Origin of the sequence: Undibacterium sp. FT79W (genome assembly GCF_014284215.1) — a bacterium.
Taxonomy (GTDB): Bacteria; Pseudomonadota; Gammaproteobacteria; order Burkholderiales; family Burkholderiaceae_D; genus Undibacterium; species Undibacterium aquatile.
This window is the reverse complement of record NZ_JACOGB010000005.1, coordinates 201,378-218,462: the sequence shown is the minus strand read 5'-3', so window position 1 is coordinate 218,462 and position 17,085 is coordinate 201,378. Positions and strand designations below refer to the sequence as shown.

The 17,085-nt window shown below is 50.6% G+C and carries 15 protein-coding genes; 9 read left to right on the top strand and 6 right to left on the bottom strand.

The window, feature by feature from the left end; translation table 11 throughout:
- Positions 1 to 53 precede the first annotated feature (53 nt).
- The 3 genes from H8K38_RS10630 to H8K38_RS10620 all read left to right on the top strand — a co-directional run bounded on the left by H8K38_RS10630 (position 54) and on the right by H8K38_RS10620 (position 2,429).
- Complete coding sequence (locus tag H8K38_RS10630) at positions 54 to 1,046, top strand: nucleoside hydrolase (protein WP_186884805.1); 993 nt, start codon at positions 54 to 56, stop codon at positions 1,044 to 1,046.
- Between the two features lie 11 nt (positions 1,047 to 1,057).
- Positions 1,058 to 1,897, top strand: a complete 840-nt coding sequence (locus H8K38_RS10625; protein ID WP_186884804.1) for an isopenicillin N synthase family oxygenase — start codon at positions 1,058 to 1,060, stop codon at positions 1,895 to 1,897.
- A 133-nt stretch (positions 1,898 to 2,030) separates the two neighbouring features.
- Positions 2,031 to 2,429 carry a cytidine deaminase gene (locus H8K38_RS10620; protein WP_370587086.1) on the top strand — a complete coding sequence of 133 codons (399 nt, stop codon included), beginning with the start codon at positions 2,031 to 2,033 and terminating at the stop codon, positions 2,427 to 2,429.
- A 228-nt stretch (positions 2,430 to 2,657) separates the two neighbouring features.
- Here the strand turns inward: H8K38_RS10620 and H8K38_RS10615 are convergent, their stop codons facing one another.
- Positions 2,658 to 3,230, bottom strand: a complete 573-nt coding sequence (locus H8K38_RS10615; RefSeq protein WP_186884802.1) for a hypothetical protein — start codon at positions 3,228 to 3,230, stop codon at positions 2,658 to 2,660.
- A 510-nt stretch (positions 3,231 to 3,740) separates the two neighbouring features.
- On the opposite strand from H8K38_RS10615, the gene H8K38_RS10610 reads away from it, so the two are divergent.
- Positions 3,741 to 5,162, top strand: a complete 1,422-nt coding sequence (locus H8K38_RS10610; RefSeq protein ID WP_186884801.1) for an MBL fold metallo-hydrolase RNA specificity domain-containing protein — start codon at positions 3,741 to 3,743, stop codon at positions 5,160 to 5,162.
- An 85-nt stretch (positions 5,163 to 5,247) separates the two neighbouring features.
- Here H8K38_RS10610 and H8K38_RS10605 read toward each other — a convergent pair whose 3' ends face one another.
- Positions 5,248 to 6,945: an L-lactate permease gene (locus H8K38_RS10605; protein WP_186884800.1), complete on the bottom strand. Its 1,698-nt coding sequence runs from the start codon at positions 6,943 to 6,945 to the stop codon at positions 5,248 to 5,250.
- A 176-nt stretch (positions 6,946 to 7,121) separates the two neighbouring features.
- Between H8K38_RS10605 and H8K38_RS10600 the strand changes: the two genes are divergently transcribed.
- The 3 genes from H8K38_RS10600 to H8K38_RS10590 all read left to right on the top strand — a co-directional run bounded on the left by H8K38_RS10600 (position 7,122) and on the right by H8K38_RS10590 (position 9,132).
- Complete coding sequence (locus H8K38_RS10600) at positions 7,122 to 7,259, top strand: hypothetical protein (RefSeq protein WP_186884799.1); 138 nt, start codon at positions 7,122 to 7,124, stop codon at positions 7,257 to 7,259.
- A gap of 80 nt (positions 7,260 to 7,339) precedes the next feature.
- Positions 7,340 to 8,221 carry a dienelactone hydrolase family protein gene (locus tag H8K38_RS10595; RefSeq protein WP_186884798.1) on the top strand — a complete coding sequence of 294 codons (882 nt, stop codon included), beginning with the start codon at positions 7,340 to 7,342 and terminating at the stop codon, positions 8,219 to 8,221.
- Between the two features lie 209 nt (positions 8,222 to 8,430).
- Positions 8,431 to 9,132, top strand: coding sequence for a ZIP family metal transporter (locus H8K38_RS10590; protein WP_317889242.1), 702 nt, complete (start codon positions 8,431 to 8,433; stop codon positions 9,130 to 9,132).
- A gap of 80 nt (positions 9,133 to 9,212) precedes the next feature.
- Here H8K38_RS10590 and H8K38_RS10585 read toward each other — a convergent pair whose 3' ends face one another.
- From H8K38_RS10585 to H8K38_RS10575, 3 genes are all read right to left on the bottom strand, one after another.
- Positions 9,213 to 10,067 (bottom strand): sulfurtransferase, encoded by an 855-nt coding sequence (locus tag H8K38_RS10585; protein ID WP_186884796.1) that lies wholly within the window; start codon positions 10,065 to 10,067, stop codon positions 9,213 to 9,215.
- A gap of 41 nt (positions 10,068 to 10,108) precedes the next feature.
- Complete coding sequence (locus tag H8K38_RS10580) at positions 10,109 to 11,029, bottom strand: DMT family transporter (RefSeq protein ID WP_186884795.1); 921 nt, start codon at positions 11,027 to 11,029, stop codon at positions 10,109 to 10,111.
- A 63-nt stretch (positions 11,030 to 11,092) separates the two neighbouring features.
- Positions 11,093 to 12,193: an SRPBCC family protein gene (locus tag H8K38_RS10575; RefSeq protein WP_186884794.1), complete on the bottom strand. Its 1,101-nt coding sequence runs from the start codon at positions 12,191 to 12,193 to the stop codon at positions 11,093 to 11,095.
- Positions 12,194 to 12,735: 542 nt separating this feature from the next.
- Here H8K38_RS10575 and H8K38_RS10570 point away from each other — a divergent pair.
- Positions 12,736 to 13,668, top strand: coding sequence for a triacylglycerol lipase (locus H8K38_RS10570; RefSeq protein ID WP_186884793.1), 933 nt, complete (start codon positions 12,736 to 12,738; stop codon positions 13,666 to 13,668).
- 50 nt (positions 13,669 to 13,718) lie between these two features.
- The gene (locus tag H8K38_RS10565) at positions 13,719 to 14,690 is read left to right on the top strand and encodes a lipase secretion chaperone (RefSeq protein ID WP_186884792.1); all 972 of its coding nucleotides are present in this window, start codon (positions 13,719 to 13,721) and stop codon (positions 14,688 to 14,690) included.
- 48 nt (positions 14,691 to 14,738) lie between these two features.
- Here H8K38_RS10565 and H8K38_RS10560 read toward each other — a convergent pair whose 3' ends face one another.
- The gene (locus H8K38_RS10560; protein ID WP_186884791.1) at positions 14,739 to 16,952 is read right to left on the bottom strand and encodes a DUF1631 family protein; all 2,214 of its coding nucleotides are present in this window, start codon (positions 16,950 to 16,952) and stop codon (positions 14,739 to 14,741) included.
- Positions 16,953 to 17,085 lie beyond the last annotated feature (133 nt).

Sequence of the window (17,085 nt, the reverse complement as noted above, 5' to 3'; positions counted from 1 at the left end):
TCACACTGGGTTCTGTTTAATGGCCAGTTGAAGTTAATTCCTGGAGTATTTCCATGCAAGCAAAACATAAAGTCATTTTCGATACGGACCCTGGCGTCGATGACGCAATGGCCTTGTATTTCGCGCTCGCGCATCCGGATATCGACGTGGTCGGTATCACCACTACTTTCGGCAATGTGTACGTCGAACAGGCAACCATCAATGCGCTCTACCTGACCCGCATCGCAGGCCGCGCTATTCCGGTGGCGCAAGGTGTGAATGTGCCATTCGCGAAAGCCGCCGGTACTCCGCCAGATTTCATCCACGGTGCAGACGGTCTCGGCAATCTGCCGTCCCGTATCGAAGTCGGCGGTAAAGCTGAAGTGGAAAGCGCGGCAGAATTCATCGTCAAGATGGCACGTCAGCATCCGGGTGAAATCACACTGGTTGCGGTTGGCCCGCTGGGCAATCTGGGTCTGGCACTGAAAATGGAACCGCAACTGCCTAAGCTGCTGAAAAAAGTCGTGCTGATGGCCGGTGCTGTCGATGAACCGGGCAATGTCTCACCAGTCGCAGAAGCGAATGTCTGGAATGATCCGGATGCCGCCGATCTGGTTTTCACTGCAGGCTGGGATCTGACCATGGTTGGTCTGGATGTGACGCATCGCGTGGTCTTGCCATCGAGCTTCTTTGCGCGTCTGGCTGGGCAACACAAACACGTGGCGATGGATACGCTGTCGCACGCCGTGAATTTCTACGCGAATTTCTACCAAAGCATACGCCCTGACCTTGGCCACGCTTGCTACGGGCATGACGTGCTGGCGTTTGTCTGGCTGGTGGCGCCGGAAATTTTTGAAACGCAAAATGGTCGTGTGCGCGTTGCCAAAGAAGGCATAGGCAATGGTCAGACCATGATGGCGAAACTGGCGATTCCTTACCCGCAAGCAGGTTGGGAAGCCAGCAAACCAGAAACCCGCGTCTGTATGAAAGTGGATGCCGAGGCCTGCGCTAAACTGATCGACCAGACCTTGTCCGGCGACTGGCTGAAACCAGCACTGGCTAAATAAGGGGAACCGTCATGTTGATACAACCAGTTGATTATCGTGATCCGGATGCGGCAAGAAAATTCACTGAAAGCCTGCACAACACCGGCTTTGGCGTTTTGACCAATCATCCTTTATCGCAAAATCTGCTCAACACCATTTATCAGGAATGGTACGAGTTTTTCCAGACCGATGCGAAAAACAAATACGCGTTTACGGAAAAAATGGACGGCTATTTTTCGCCGAAAATTTCCGAAACCGCCAAAGGCTATGCCAAGCGCGACCTGAAAGAGTTTTACCATGTCTACCCGTGGGGACAATATCCATCCGAAGTCTCCAAGGCTGCACTGGAATACTACGAACACGGCAACAAACTCGCGACTGAATTGCTGCAATGGGTAGAAGATCACACACCGGCAGACATCAAGGCCAAGTATTCCATGCCCTTGTCTGACATGATCACCGACAGCGATCTGACCCTGCTGCGCGTGCTGCACTATCCACCGCTGACCGGCGATGAAGAACCAGATGCAGTGCGGGCAGCGGCGCATGGCGACATCAATCTGCTGACCGTGTTGCCAGCGGCCACTCAGGCTGGCTTGCAGGTATTGGGCAAAGACAATGCCTGGCATGATGTGCCATGCGATTTCGGCATGCTGATCGTCAACATCGGTGACATGCTCGATGAAGCCTCGCAAGGGTATTACCCTTCGACGATTCACCGCGTGCTGAATCCGACCGGCGAAGAAGCGAAAAAATCCCGCATTTCGCTGCCCCTGTTCCTGCATCCGCGTCCAGATGTGGTGCTGTCTGAACGTCACACGTCCGGCAGCTATCTGCAGGAACGTTTGCGCGAACTGGGCGTGAAAAAATAATCTCCCAATACCGCTGCGCCTTTCAGGGCATAAGTGATCTGAAAGGCAGCAAATATGCGCAGCAGATATAAGAGATGAACGTGAACAACAAAGAGGCATGCTGACCGGCGTGCCTTTTTAAATGGAGAAAGACATGAATACAAAGGAACTGATCATTGAAGCCAAACTGGCGCGCGAACGTGCATACGCACCGTATTCCAAATTCAAAGTCGGCGCGGCTGTGCTGACCAAAGATGGCAAAATTTTCCACGGCTGCAATGTTGAAAATGCGTCGTACGGCCTGTGCAACTGCGCCGAGCGCACCGCCTTATTCAGCGCCGTCGCCGCTGGCTATCGCCCCGGTGATTTTCAACAAATCGCCGTCACCGGCGACACCGACGGCCCGATCGCCCCTTGCGGTGCCTGCCGTCAGGTCATCATCGAACTCGGCGGCCCGGAACTCGAAGTCGTACTGACCAACACCAAAGGTGACATCAAAACCACCACCGCCGGCGCACAATTACCGGACGCGTTTTATCTGCAACCGGAATAAATTTCTACCCAATAAAAAATCACCGACAGATCGTCTGATTTGTCGGTGATTTTTTACTTTTAGGATGTATCAGGCTGTTGTTATCGCCAGATCAGCTTTGAGAATTATGGAAAATCTATTAAACATCGATATTCTTGTATCCCATGGAGCGCAAGAATGGAACAACAGCAAAATAGGTAAACGAAACCACCATTAGCATAACGCCCAGCTTTTCAGCCAACCATGAGATTACGTGTTAATGCCGCCGAGTTTTTTGAGTTTTTCGAACGCGATAGTATTCGATAATCGTCCCATTAACTGCAAGCTAGATAGAATTCGTGCTCGTGGTTCCTCCGGCTCAAAAACGAAGTCCTCAGAATTGATCGTATTGATTAACTGATGCTTGCTAGCTTGCCCTTCCGGCGACGATAAATTGTCAATTTCAAAAAGCTTTTGCTGGACAACAGATGCCTTAGCGGTCAAATTAGAATAGAAGATGTCAAGTATTCTTTTACGAGCGTCAGCAATCTCTGTGCAAGCGACAAAGAATCTATTGAATGCGGCGAAATCATCTTGTGAAAAGTCAGACGCAAAAAGGTGCTTGTATTTTGCCCAATTGTTCTCCAATAGTATTTCTTTGAGCTTCCTATCGACCACTTGTTTCTCGAGTATTGTGAGCACAACTTGCTCTGCATGACGAATGTCCATTACGACGATAGTGGCCGCATTTCTTTTCTCAGCACGCTTAGTAAGCCAATAAACGACAAATGCAATAAGGCCAACAATGAAAGTTACGGTTGCATTCAAAAGTTCCATACTCATCTATTCTCCGTGGAATACATAACTTGTTTTTAAACGAATGAATCAAAACTAACATGCCTTTGTAAAATTAGCTACACTATTCCGAGCTTCTCAAGAGCATGATATTTTCCATTTATGGGCAAGCCAGCAACACCAAAGTTTCTCGCTGTTTGCCTCATCTCATCACTGCATCCGGCGTTAAAACCGCCTCAAACAGCCCAATATATACTCCCCCCAGTATGTTTTAAGCCCCTTTATTCTTGCTGAGGTGATGGCGATTTTCATGAAATATGGGGGGAGTATCTTGTTTTCTGTGAATTTAGCGCTAAACAAGCGCAGTTATCCTCAACACTAAAGCGGGTCACGTAGTGCGCGAGGTTTGCGCTGCCTCAGCATGTGTGCATTCGTTGCGGCATTCGCCGACGATGGTGCGGCGTTTGCTATCTGAATGGCATCACACTGGCTATACTTGATACCTCGGGCGGCGCAGCGGTAAGCGCGATGCCCTGATTATTCAGTGAGGAAATTCAATTGAAACTTTCATTTCATGGTGCCGATCTCGGTGTGACCGGTTCCTGCCATCTGCTGGAATGCGATGGTGTGCGCATACTGATTGACTGCGGCATGTATCAGGGCAGCCGTAATCTGAATGAAGAGAATGCCGATGCCTTCGGCTTCGATGCAGCGTCAATCGACTATGTGTTGCTGACGCATGCGCATCTGGATCATTGCGGTCGTCTGCCTTTGCTGGTGCGACGCTGCTTCCGTGGCAACATCATCGCCACCGCTGCGACCCGCGATCTGGCGCGCATCGTGTTGCTCGATTCGGCGCATCTGCAGGAATCAGAAGCCGAATATCAGAACAAGAAAAGCGCGCGGCGCGGTGAAGACAAGCGCACCGAAGCGCTGTACAACACGCATGATGTGTTGCATATGCTGGATCACTTTAACCAGACTGTGCATTACGATCAGGAGCTGCTGATCGCGCCCGGCATCACCGCGACGTTTATCGATGCCGGCCATATTCTGGGCTCATCCTCTGTCGTGCTGAATCTGACGGAAGACGGAAAAAAATGTCGCATCGTTTTTTCCGGCGATATCGGCAGCAACGGCAGAAAGCTGCTGCGCAACCCGACGACGCCGCCGAAAGCCGATGTGGTGGTGATGGAAACCACATATGGCGATCGTCTGCACAAACCGCTGGATCTGTCGATAGAAGAGCTGTATCAGGTGATTACCGACACCTTCCGCCACGGCGGCAATGTCGTGATTCCGACCTTCGCGCTGGAACGTGCGCAAGAGTTGCTGTATTACCTACGTGAAGGCGTGCAGCAGCATCGTTTACCGCGTTCCATGCAGGTGTTTCTGGATTCACCGATGGCGATCTCGGCGACCGAGATTTTCCGTCAGCATACCGGTTGTTATGACGCCGAAACGGCAGCGATGTTCAGCGATGAGCATGATCCGTTTGATTTGCCCGGTCTGCATTTCACGCGGGATGTGGCGGACAGTATGGCGATCAACCGTTTTTCCGGCGGCGCGGTCATTATGGCAGGCGCTGGCATGTGTACCGGCGGCCGTATCCAGCATCATCTGAAGCATCATTTATGGCGGCAAAACGCCAGCATCGTGTTCGTCGGTTTTGCTGCGAAAGGAACGCTGGCACGGGAAATTATCGACGGTGCGCGTACAGTGCGTGTGCTTGGTGAAGAGATCGCAGTCAGAGCTGGCGTACATACCATCAACGGTTTTTCAGCGCATGCCGACCGCGATGAATTACTGGCCTGGCATCAGCATACGCATGCCACGCATACGTTTCTGGTACATGGTGAAGAAGAAGTCATGCGCAGCTTTGCGCGCTTGCTGCCAGCAGGTGCAGTCAGCCTGCCGCAGACGGCAGACAGCATTGATCTGACGCCGTATTGCCATCCTAAAAAAACAGCGAAGCACTGAAAAAAAAATCCCTGCGCACAGCACGCTGTGGCAGGGATTTTTTTATACGATAGGGGCAATCGCCCCTATCGTTTGTAATGCGGCTTTAATGTACCAGTGAGGTGAACGGTGCAACGTAAGCTTGCATAAACACGAAGAAGCCGACCAGCACCGCCAGCGCCAGACTGTGGAAAAACACGAAGCGCAGAATCGTACCTTCATGTCCATACCAGCGTGTGGCGGTACTGGCGACCACGATACTCTGCGCATCGACCATCTTGCCCATCACACCGCCCGAACTGTTGGCCGCCGCCATCAGCACAGGGCTTAAACCGAGTTGCTCTGCGGTGGTTTTTTGCAGGCCGCCAAACAGCACATTGGCTGCCGTATCCGACCCCGTCAGCGCCACACCCAGCCAACCGAGTAAGGTGCCGAAGATAGGATAGAAAGCACCGGTATGCGCAAACACCAGACCCAGCGTGGCATCGGTGCCGGAATAGCGTGTCAGATAACCCAGCGCCAACATCAGTACGATGGTCAGCAGGGAATAACGTACCAGCCAGATCGTACGGAAATAAATTTTGACCAGATCAATCGGCTTGTATTTCATCAGCAAACCGCTGATCACAGACGCGAGGAAAATCCCGGAGCCCGTGGCCGACAGCCAGTTCAGCGTGTATACCGCCGCTTCTTTATGCGGCTTGGTGACGACAGGGGCGACCTTTTCGACCATGTTATGCAAACCGGTAAATGGAATCTTGAACACAGAAATACCATCGACCCATTTTTTGAATTCAGGTATGCCCCAGATAAACACTAACGCCGTTAAAATCACCCACGGCATCCATGCCAGCACCAGCGCACGGGTATCGTGCTTTTTGAAAATCGCTGCCGCGGCATCGGCTTCATGACCATGCTGTTTTTCACTTTCCAGATCAGGTTCGCCGGAATCGGTTTCATGTCCTTTGAGTGAAGTCGACGTCCAGATTTTTTTCGGTTTCCAGACTTTCAGGAACAGGATCAGGCTGACCATAGACACAATCGCCGCGACCACGTCCACCAGCCACGGACCGTGGTAGTTAGACACCAGATATTGCGGAATCGCGAAGCTCAGACCGGCGACCAGAATCGCTGGCCAGATTTGCAGCATGCCGCGGAATCCGGCAAACGCCCAGATCAGCCAGAACGGCACCAGCAAAGAAAATAAGGGTAATTGGCGACCGATCATGCCGGACAACTGCATCAGATCGATGCCAGTCACAGCCGCCAGCGCAATCACCGGCGTGCCGAGCGCACCATACGCCACTGGTGCAGTATTCGCGATCAGACACAGACCTGATGCCGCCAACGGAGAAAATCCCAGGCCTATCATGATCGCTGCGGTCACAGCAACCGGCGTACCGAAGCCAGCCGCGCCTTCAAAGAATGCGCCGAAACAGAAAGCGATCAGCAATAACTGTATGCGGCGATCATCGGTGATGCCGGTCAGGCTATCCTGCAATACAGAAAATGAACCGTTTTCTATGGTCAGCTGGTGCAGGAAAATAATATTCAACACGATCCAGCCAATGGGCAGCAGACCAAATGCCGCACCAAAACCTGCCGCATTCCATGCCAGCCCGGCAGGCATGCCGAAACCAAAAATCGACACTGCCAATGCGCTCGCCAAACCAAGACCCGCAGCGTAATGCGCCTTCATGTGCCCAAATGCAATACATCCCAGCATCACAACCACAGGTATCGCCGCCATGAGGGCGGATAACCATATATTGCCTAGCGGGTCATAAACCTGACTCCAGACCATTTCTATCTCCATTGTTTTAAAAGCGCGTGCGGACAATTGCCGCTATGGCGGCGATAGTACGACAGGAAGCCATGCAGTTTTCGCATTGCACAGATGAAATGATTTTCAACTATTGTTGAATAATTCGATGCTTTCCTTAAAACAGAATTGCGCTTTAGTTAAAGCTGCCTTATTTGATGCGGCAACGTTGCACACCGCAAAACCGTAAAAAGCAACAACGCGATGCCGCGCTGACGTTATCGTGCGCGGCCAAAGTGCCGTATATGCCAACTATGGTTGAAGTGATTGCGCTAACCGGGGCGGCTTCGGAATAATTTTTCTTTTCAGGTTAATATCTTTCGCACAGCTGCTCACCCGTTTGCAGCTTCCCCCCAAAATACCAACGGAGATCACCATGCAACTTGAAAAAGACTGCCGCAGCCTGATCGGGCATACGGATGTTGATGAAGGCATCAATCGCAGAAATTTTATTCAGACAGCAGTCGGCGTCGGCTTTGCGGCAGCAGCACTGCCCGTGTTTGCGCAAAGTGTGATTAAAACCGATACCAAAGGCTTGAGTGCAGGTGTGGTTTCGCTCGACATCAATGGTCAGAAAGTACCGCTCTACTATGCGCAGCCCGAAGGCAAAAGTAATCTGCCGGTGATACTGGTGATCTCGGAAATATTTGGCGTGCATGAGCATATCGCGGATGTGGCGCGCCGCTTTGCGAAACTGGGTTATCTGGCACTGGCACCGGAATTATTTATCCGTCAGGGTGACGCCGGCAAATATGCATCGATTGCGGAACTGATGAAGGAAGTGATTTCTAAAGTGCCGGACGCACAAGTCATGAGCGATCTGGATGCTGTGGTTGCCTGGGCGGGCAAGAATGGAGGCGATTTGCAACGCCTTGGTATCACCGGTTTCTGCTGGGGCGGGCGCATCACCTGGATGTATCCGGCGCATAACCCTGCCGTCAAAGCGGGCGTCGCCTGGTATGGCCGCCTGAGCGGTGACGCCAGCGCGCTCACGCCTAAGCACCCTATGGATATCGCAGCCAGCCTGAAAACGCCGGTACTCGGTTTGTACGGTGCGAAAGACACGGGCATCAGCGTGGAATCAGTCAGGAAAATGGAGGCGGCGCTGGCGCAAGGTCACAGTCACTCGGCATTCAACATCTATGAAAATTCAGGTCACGCTTTCCATGCCGATTATCGGGCCAGCTATGTGGAAGCCGATGCCAAAGATGGCTGGAGCCGTTGTGTCGCCTGGATGAAAGCCAACGGCGTCGCCTGATTGCTGCTGTAAAAATGCGGGTTGCCATCAATGTTATGAGTATTGAGGCAACCCGCAAAAGCATGCGTGCATTTGCGTAAATCGCCAGCCTGTGCTTTAATTTGCAACCTGGTTGCAAATTATCCCCGAGGCTCAAAATTCACTCCACGCTGTTATCCATCCTTTTTACCACCGCGATTGCCGGGGTATTAAGTATTTCTGCCGCTGCCATTTTTTCATTTTCACTGCTGACCAAAATGGTCGAGCGCATGGTCAGCCTGTCTGTCGGCATCATGTTGTCGACATCCTTGTTGCACGCATTACCAGAAGCGTTTGAATCAAAAGCCGATACGCGTTCTTTATTCGCCTGTTTGCTGGCGGGCTTACTTGGATTTTTTCTGCTGGAAAAATTTGCTGTTTTACGCCACTCACATCATCACGAGGGCGATGGACATCATCACGAACACGGCCATGATGCACACGAAGCAGGCAAAGCTGGCTGGATGATACTGGTCGGCGATGGCATGCATAATTTTACCGACGGCATCCTGATCGCAGCAGCATTTCTGGCCAATCCTGAATTAGGCTTTGTCACCGCATTTGCGATTATTGCGCATGAAATTCCGCAGGAAATCGGTGACTTCATTGTTCTGCTGAATGCCGGATTCAGCCGCATGCGCGCTTATATGTATAACCTCGCCTGCAGCATGATGGGTGTGCTGGGAGGCGTGATCGGTTACTTCACACTGGAACGTGCGAGCAATCTGATCCCGTATGTATTAGTGATGGCTTCGTCGGGCTTTATTTATATTGCCGTCAGCGATCTGATGCCGCAAATGCAGCGCCGCGCAACGATGCGGGAAACGATAATACAAGTGATACTGGTCACTATGGGAATCTTGCTGGTGCTGTTTGTCACACGCCACCGATAAAACACAACGGGCATAAAAAAAGGAGCTGAAGAAGCTCCTTTTTTTATGCCTTAAGCTGCGTTAAACGGTACAGCCATGCATCAACGCGCAACCGGACGGGAAGGATCGGCGCACCATTCACTCCAGGAACCCGGATACAAGGCTGCGCCTGGTAATCCGGCCACTTCCAGCGCCAGCAGATTATGGCAAGCCGTCACACCGGAACCACATTGCATAATCGCTTTGCCTGGATCAGGCAACAGTGCTCGCCATTCAGCGTTTAATTCAGGCGCAGTTTTAAAACGGCCATCGGCTTGTAAGTTATCTTTGAAAAAGCGATTCAGCGCACCGGGAATGTGGCCACCGACCGGGTCTATCGTTTCATTTTCACCGCGATAGCGATCGGCTGCACGGGCATCAATCAGCGTGCATTCCTGAGTGTCTATATTTGCCAATACCTGATCAACATTTACTTGTCCAACTAAAGAAGGCTGGGTGCTGATATTGCCCAGACGTACAGAAGGCTGCGCCGTTGTCACCGGCAATTGCTGTGCTGTCCACACCGGGAAGCCACCATCCAATACGGCCACCGCCGCGTGTCCGACCCAGCGCAACATCCACCATAAACGTGCCGCAAACATTCCGCCCTGCGCATCATAAGCGATGACCTGACTGTCATGATTGATACCCAGATCGCGCAACGTCTGAATAAACGCCTCTTTCTCTGGCAACGGGTGACGACCGCGGAACACACCGTCGGCGGATAATTTAGGTGCGGATAAACGCTGATCAAGATGAACAAATTGTGCGCCTGGCAAATGCCCCGCGTCGTATGCTGTCTGGCCTGCATCCGGATTCATCAGATCATGGCGGCAATCCAGCACGATCCAGTTACGGCCTGCATCGCTGCTGAGTTGGCTGGCCAGATCTGCGGTACTGATCAAGGTGGTGTACATCGTCTTCTCCTAAAAAATACATCGCGGACTATCAGGTAATTTTATTCTGAACAAATCGCATCTCTGTGGACCGGTGACTGGTCTGCTCTGGCATTATAAAAAGTGGCAATCAGGCCGCTGCATAAAATCACAGCGATGCCGACCCAACTTAGCCATGCCAGACTCTCATCCCATAACAACATATCCCACAAACTGGAAAACACGATGCCCACATACTGCAGATTCGCCGTCACCAGCGTATTACCAAGGCGATAAGCACGGGTCATCGCCATCTGCGCTGAAGCGGCGGTAAGACCTATCGCCAGCAACAAGAATATGCCGCGGCTATCCAGATGATGCCAGACGATTTCTTGCGCGGAGGCTTGTGCGGATTTAGCAATCAAAGTACCGAGCACACCAGCAATTGCACAAGTCATGGAAAAATAAAATACCACGCGATATTCCGGCTCACCCATCAATCCCATTTTTCTGACTTGCATATACGCCCATGCGGCCAGCATGCCAGAAACCAAGGCGATAATGCCGCCCATCACCTGATTCGCATGTATGCTTGGACGCAATAACAGAACCACGCCGATGAACCCCAGCAAAATGGCGACGATAGGTTGCCAGGTCAGGCCGCGCTGCTTATGCCACCAGGCACCGATCAGCATCATCGCAGCGATCCATATCGGTGACATGTAATTCAGGGTAACGGCCATCGCCAACGGCAACTTACCGATAGAGTAAAACCATAACCATAAGGCCAGCACACCCACCGCACCACGCACCAGATGCTGAGACGGCATCGGTGTCTTCAAGGTCCCGCCCTGAATTCTGGCCAGCATGGCAATCATCAGCATGCCGATCAGGCCGCGATAAGCGACGATTTCAGATGTCGAATAATCCGTTGAGGCCAGTTTGACGCAGACACCCATAATGGAAAACAAAAAACTGGCAAGCAACATCCACAAAGACTGCATAAAAACCTGACTCCAAAAGACAGGGGAGGCACGCGCCTCCCCTCTTCAACTATCTGAACGACCTCAGATTTCTATTTTTTTCCGGTACCACTCATGGAAATGCTGCATGCCGTCTTCCATTGGTGACTGATAAGGCCCGACTTCGTTTTCCCCGCGATCCAGCAGGATTTTTCGACCGGCATCCATACGCACACCAATTTCATCATCCTCGATACATGTCTCCATATAGGCGGCACGTTCAGCTTCGATGAATTCGCGTTCGAATAAAACGATTTCTTCCGGATAGTAAAACTCGACGACATTTCTGGTCTTGCCAGTGGCAGTCGGCCACAAGGTAGAGACGACCAGCACATGCGGGTACCATTCCACCATGATATTCGGATATAAGGTCAGCCAGATTGCACCGTACTTAGGTGGCTCGCCGTTGCGGAATTTGAGCACCTGCTCTTGCCAGATTCTGTATTTCTCGGAACCGGATTTCAGCAAACCACTGTTCACACCGACAGTCTGCACACTGTAATCTTCGCCGAATTCCCAACGCAGATCGTCACAGGTGACGAAGCTACCCAGGCCAGGATGAAATGGTTCGACGTGATAGTCTTCCAGATAGACTTCGATGAACGTCTTCCAGTTGTAATCGCATTCATGAACCTCAACGTGATCCAGCATGTAGCCGGTAAAGTCGAGATCTTTGGTGACGCTGAGCTGCGCCATACGTTCCATGACGTTGTAACCATTTTGCTCAAACAGCAAGCCATTCCAATTCTGCAATGGCGTGCGTTTCAGATTCATACACGGCGTATCTGAAAAATGCGGAGCACCGATCAGTTCACCTTTGAGATCATAGGTCCAGCGATGCAGCGGACAAACAATATTATTTGCATTGCCGCGGCCATTAAACATCAGCGCCTGACGATGACGACAGACGTTAGACATCAGCTCGATACCCTGAGCGCTGCGGACCAGCATACGCCCTTCGTTTTCGGACACTAAAGTTGCGAAGTCACCGAGATTCGGCACCATCAACTCGTGACCGACGTAACGAGGACCAGAATGGAACAAGTCTTTGATTTCGCGCTGTAACAGCGTTTCATCAAAATAGACATGCACCGGAAGTTGCGCGTCAGAACGCGCGAGTGTAGACAAAGAAGCCAGATCGGACATCCCCACCCCCCAAATTAATTTGCACCAACCTAAGAGAGAAAGAATCCACAAAAACCTGTTTTCGCATGGGTTTTCAATCCAGGCGAAAGTTCAAACGATCAAACGACTTGAAGAGGAAATTTTGGACAGAACCGCGGATTATACCCGAATCGTCGCAGGTTCGCCCCGCAAGCAATGATTTCCTGAGAAAAATCAAATAATTAAACCGATATGGCGCGCGCCTCAACGCAGACCTCTCGCATCGGCAAACAAACAACATCGATGTTTTTTAGATTAGACCGTCTAATTTCACTCTTTCGCCGCATCAAAAACGGCACTTACTACCCGCCTCACTCTGAAGAAAATTTGCTGCAAGCGCAAATATATGATGAAAATTATTAATTCCATTAACCAAATCCAACTTTTATGCTGCATAGCAGCTTGTCTTCACCTTTCTCTGAACTTAGCCTGATTCTGGCTGATTTGACCAGAACTCGGAGAAGTTCAGTGCAAACACGCTCCCATCCGGTTTCATTTGAATTAACTTATTCGAAAGAATCAACATGAAAAAAACACTGATAACAAAGCTGATGGCGATTTTGTTTGCCATCTGCGCCCTGCCCGCTCAGACATGGGCGGCAGGGTATACGGAGACAAAATATCCTATTGTGTTAGTCCATGGTTTATTTGGATTTGACAATATTGGCCCGGTTGACTATTGGTATGGTATTCCATCGGCCCTGCGCTCAGACGGTGCGCGCGTGTATGTCACGCAAGTCGCAGCGGCCAACAGTACAGAAGTGCGCGGTGAACAATTGCTGACGCAGGTTAAGCAAATTCTCGCAGTCACCGGTGCCAGTAAAGTGAACCTGATCGGTCACAGTCACGGTGGGCCAACGACCCGCTACGTGGCATCGGTCAGGCCAGATCTGGTCGCATCAGTCACCTCAGTCGGCGGCGTCAACCGGGGTTCCGCTGTGGCAGATATTATTTTGGGCATCGCGCCACCGGGCTCTGTGACGAACAGCGTGCTTGTTTCCGTGACTAACGGTCTGGCGAAAGTCATCAGCTTCTTGTCAGGTCAGCCTAATTTATCGCAAGATGCACTGGCTGCAGCCAATTCCCTCAGCACCACAGGTTCGCTGAAATTCAATGGTAAACATCCGGAAGGCGTACCGACCACTGCTTGCGGTGAAGGCGCATATCAGGTCAACAATGTTGCGTATTACTCGTGGAGCGGCGCAAAACCATATACCAATGTTCTTGACGTCGTTGATCCGGCCTTATCACTGACCTCGCTGGCCTTTGGCGGTAGCAAAAACGACGGACTGGTCAGCAGTTGTTCATCCCATCTCGGCAAGGTTATTCGCGATGACTACGCGATGAACCATCTTGACGAAGTGAATCAGACCATAGGCCTGGTCAATATTTTTGAAACGAATCCGGTGACGATATACCGGCAGCATGCAAATCGCCTGAAAAATAGCGGCTTGTAAGCAGAAACACCAGCGCTGAAGATTTTCTGAATATATCGGATCGGGATTTTATGAAAACAAGAAATCTGACTTTTCTGGCAGCGACGCTCAGTCTGATCGTCGCCTCTTTTTTCCTGATGTCGAAACAAGCTAGTCACGAAGAGCAGGCCATCAGGCTGACACCTCAAGACCGCATGTTTTCATTTGTACGATCGATGGAAGGCACCAGCGTAGATGGACAAGCGACACAAGCAGACGATGGAAATCTGGTCGTCAACGCTGAATTACGACTGATGTTTGATTATTACCTTGCTGCCACTGGCGAAAAAAGCATTCCGGACATTAAACGCGAAATCGAAAACGTACTCGATCAGAAACTCAAGCCGCATGCAGCAACGCAGGCAAAAGAATTACTGGCACGCTACCTTGGGTACAAGCAGGGATTACTCGATCTGGAGAAAAATACCGGAGCGTCAGCGACAAGTCACACAAATAACATGAGCAACGACATGATCTCAGCGATGCAAAACCGTTGGCAAAGCATGCAGAAATTACGTCTGCAATTTTTTAGCGCTAAAGACAATCAGGCGCTGTTTGGCTTTGATGATGCTTACGATATGGATGCACTGGCACGATTAGAGATTAGTCAAAACCCTGCCTACAGCGATAAACAAAAACAGGAAAAACTTCAAGCCCTGGACGCCACAATGTCACAGGAACTTCGCGAAGCGAAGAGCGCGCCATACCAGATCATACGACTGGAAGAACAGGCGCAGCAATTACGTTCCAGCGGTGCGAGCGAGGACGATATTTACCGGATGCGGGCGGCCGCTGTCAGTCCTGAAGCAGCCAACAGACTGGCCGATCTGGACAGGGAAGAAGCAGAATGGAAAACACGGATCGCAAACTATCTTGAGCAAAGAAGGCAGTTGCTGAGCAGGGATGAAAATAAAAATACGACTGACAAAATCACGGCACTACAACAATTACGGGATCGGTATTTCAGTATTCAGGAACAAAATCGCCTGACGGCGTATGAGTAAAAATATCTGATGAAACTGGCCTGCCACCTCAGCCTGAGCAGCAATCAATCAGGCTGCGGGCTCGCCTTCCAGCTGTGCGTCCGGCGAATCCGGCAACGTCGCCAGAGCTTCTTGCAATGCGCGATCAACGACTTTATCTAACTGTAAAATCTGAGCACGTTTTTCACGGAACGCCTGTTCCAGATTTTTTGCGGTGACAGAAAAACTTTTTTCTTTTTCACTCGCGGTAAAAATATACAGGCTGCGCATAGGGCTGACCCATGCAAGCCTGACTCTGGCTATCTGCGCATTCTCCTGAGTGAATTCTATCCAGATACCACGTTCCAGCTGATGCACAACATCGACAAATTCATCGTCAGTGGTAAGCTCTTCTTGCGAGGCATTTTTCTCAGCTTCGGCACGTTTTTCCAAGCGACGTTCGGTCGCTTGCTGCGCAGCTTCAACGGCAAGTTCCAGTTGCCTGTCTGGCGACAACTCTAACGGTGCGCGCACGATAGACGCGTGGCACTCAGAAAGCTCAGCAAAAAACTGTACGCGATCGGCATCTTCCCATTTAATCAGACTCAGCCATTTATTCAGACGTGCCAGAATCGCCGGCAGACGATTTAATAATTCCTGTCGGTCTTGCAAGGTGAATTTTGGCTTCACGCTCCAGATCAGGTCATCCATCGTCTTGATCGCATCTTGCACCGCATGCGGCTTTTCATCTCTGACACTGTAAGCCAGCGTCAATACCTTAATCCACCGGCTTTCAAGGAAAGTCTCGACAAAAGCCACGACCTCGCCAGAACCAACACGGATCGCGACTTCCTGATTCGCATGTATACTCGCCTGCTTAATTTTTTCTTTGCGGATCGCACTCTTGATCGGTGCTTCTAATGCTTGCGCATTTGCCTGTTCTTCTTTCTCGATGAAAGATTCAAGATCGGTAACGACCTCGTCAAACAAGGCAATTTCCTGATCAAACTCTTGCGATACTCTTTCGACATTGCGCTTCATCGTCTGGAACAGAGGATCCTGTGCGCCTTTGTTCTGATCCAAGGACAAACTGTAACGGGACAACAGATCAATCAGGCGACGCGCCGGATGCTGATCTTTAAAGAAAAATTCTTTATCAATTAATGCCGCTTTTAATACCGGTACCTGCAGAACAGAAATCAGTTCTTTTACCGGCGCGGGAATTGCCTGATTACGGAAAACATTATCAAAGACCTGCGACAACAAATCGAGCGTATGTTTTTCAACGCCTGTCGTCGCTACGTCTGCAACATGCTCGCGCATTTGCGACAAGCGCATTACCTCGCCTGCGCCGGACATCATCTGATTGAGTTTCAGATTCTGTTGAAATTCTGCCAGATGCTGAAACAGGCGGGACTCAGCAGGATTGGATGCAAATCCGGAATGATCAGAGTAATTGCCGTTACTGCGCGGTGCTTGTTGCTGACTCTGCGCACCGGAAAAATAACGCTTCAGCTTTTGCGCTATGTCTTGTGAATGACTTTCCTGTTCCGCGTTTTTAACTTCCGTTTCGTCATCCGCCGGACTGGTCGTCTTGTTTTGATTGCGACGAATTTTGTAAGAATCCTGCAAATCAGGCAGAATTCCTTTCTTCACCAGCGCCGAATTGATCTCGTACAAAATCGGTTCAAGATCAAACAAAATATCTGCCCGTAACAAAGGCAGTACCATCTCATGCGTTCCCACCTCAGGATCAAACTGACACCATGCTGAGTACAAAGCATTCAGCAAAATATCCGGGCGGAACGGATTCTGGGCAATACTTAATGTTTCTCGTCCAAGCAAATGCGACAGCCGCATGTTCAATGCCGCATATTGCTCTGCGCTATCAAGTTCTATTGTGCGGCTGACTCTGCTGAGAGCCAGCTTTTTATCCATTTCTTCATAACTGATCAGACTCAGATCTGCATCCGGCGCCGTACTTACTCTGTTTCCAGATTGCTTGGGTGAAATCAGCAGATCCACTTCCTGGCGAAACGCTTTTTCTACGTCCGCAGACGATAAATGATAAAACGCATACGCATTTTTTTTCAGTATCTGCCCGGCATTGAAACTCAGATTTGCTTCGCGCGAATCCATGCTTTGCTCAGACATCGCCAGGAAAGCATTCGACAAACGTGAAGAAAATGCATCCAGTTGCGACACAACCAGATGCGTTGCCAGCGGAATCAATCCACGCAACACGTCCTCAGCGGCGGCAGAGCCCGTCGCTGTTTTTGCGTGTAATGGATGAAGACCGCTCATAATTGAAAAGAAAACCTTATCAGATGCAACAAATGTAGAAAATGAGACTCATATTTACGGCACTCAATTGTGGAAGTTGAGGAATTGCGCATATCACGGATGAAATCTGATTATTTCAACAAGATCAGTGACT

Bases quoted from the DNA above. Each gene is read 5' to 3' on its own strand.
- H8K38_RS10630 (WP_186884805.1), top strand. From the start codon at position 54: ATGCAAGCAAAACATAAAGTCATTTTCGATACGGACCCTGGCGTCGAT.
- H8K38_RS10625 (WP_186884804.1), top strand. From the start codon at position 1,058: ATGTTGATACAACCAGTTGATTATCGTGATCCGGATGCGGCAAGAAAA.
- H8K38_RS10620 (WP_370587086.1), top strand. From the start codon at position 2,031: ATGAATACAAAGGAACTGATCATTGAAGCCAAACTGGCGCGCGAACGT.
- H8K38_RS10615 (WP_186884802.1), bottom strand. From the start codon at position 3,230: ATGAGTATGGAACTTTTGAATGCAACCGTAACTTTCATTGTTGGCCTT.
- H8K38_RS10605 (WP_186884800.1), bottom strand. From the start codon at position 6,945: ATGGTCTGGAGTCAGGTTTATGACCCGCTAGGCAATATATGGTTATCC.
- H8K38_RS10600 (WP_186884799.1), top strand. From the start codon at position 7,122: ATGCGGCAACGTTGCACACCGCAAAACCGTAAAAAGCAACAACGCGAT.
- H8K38_RS10595 (WP_186884798.1), top strand. From the start codon at position 7,340: ATGCAACTTGAAAAAGACTGCCGCAGCCTGATCGGGCATACGGATGTT.
- H8K38_RS10585 (WP_186884796.1), bottom strand. From the start codon at position 10,067: ATGTACACCACCTTGATCAGTACCGCAGATCTGGCCAGCCAACTCAGC.
- H8K38_RS10580 (WP_186884795.1), bottom strand. From the start codon at position 11,029: ATGCAGTCTTTGTGGATGTTGCTTGCCAGTTTTTTGTTTTCCATTATG.
- H8K38_RS10575 (WP_186884794.1), bottom strand. From the start codon at position 12,193: ATGTCCGATCTGGCTTCTTTGTCTACACTCGCGCGTTCTGACGCGCAA.
- H8K38_RS10570 (WP_186884793.1), top strand. From the start codon at position 12,736: ATGAAAAAAACACTGATAACAAAGCTGATGGCGATTTTGTTTGCCATC.
- H8K38_RS10565 (WP_186884792.1), top strand. From the start codon at position 13,719: ATGAAAACAAGAAATCTGACTTTTCTGGCAGCGACGCTCAGTCTGATC.
- H8K38_RS10560 (WP_186884791.1), bottom strand. From the start codon at position 16,952: ATGAGCGGTCTTCATCCATTACACGCAAAAACAGCGACGGGCTCTGCC.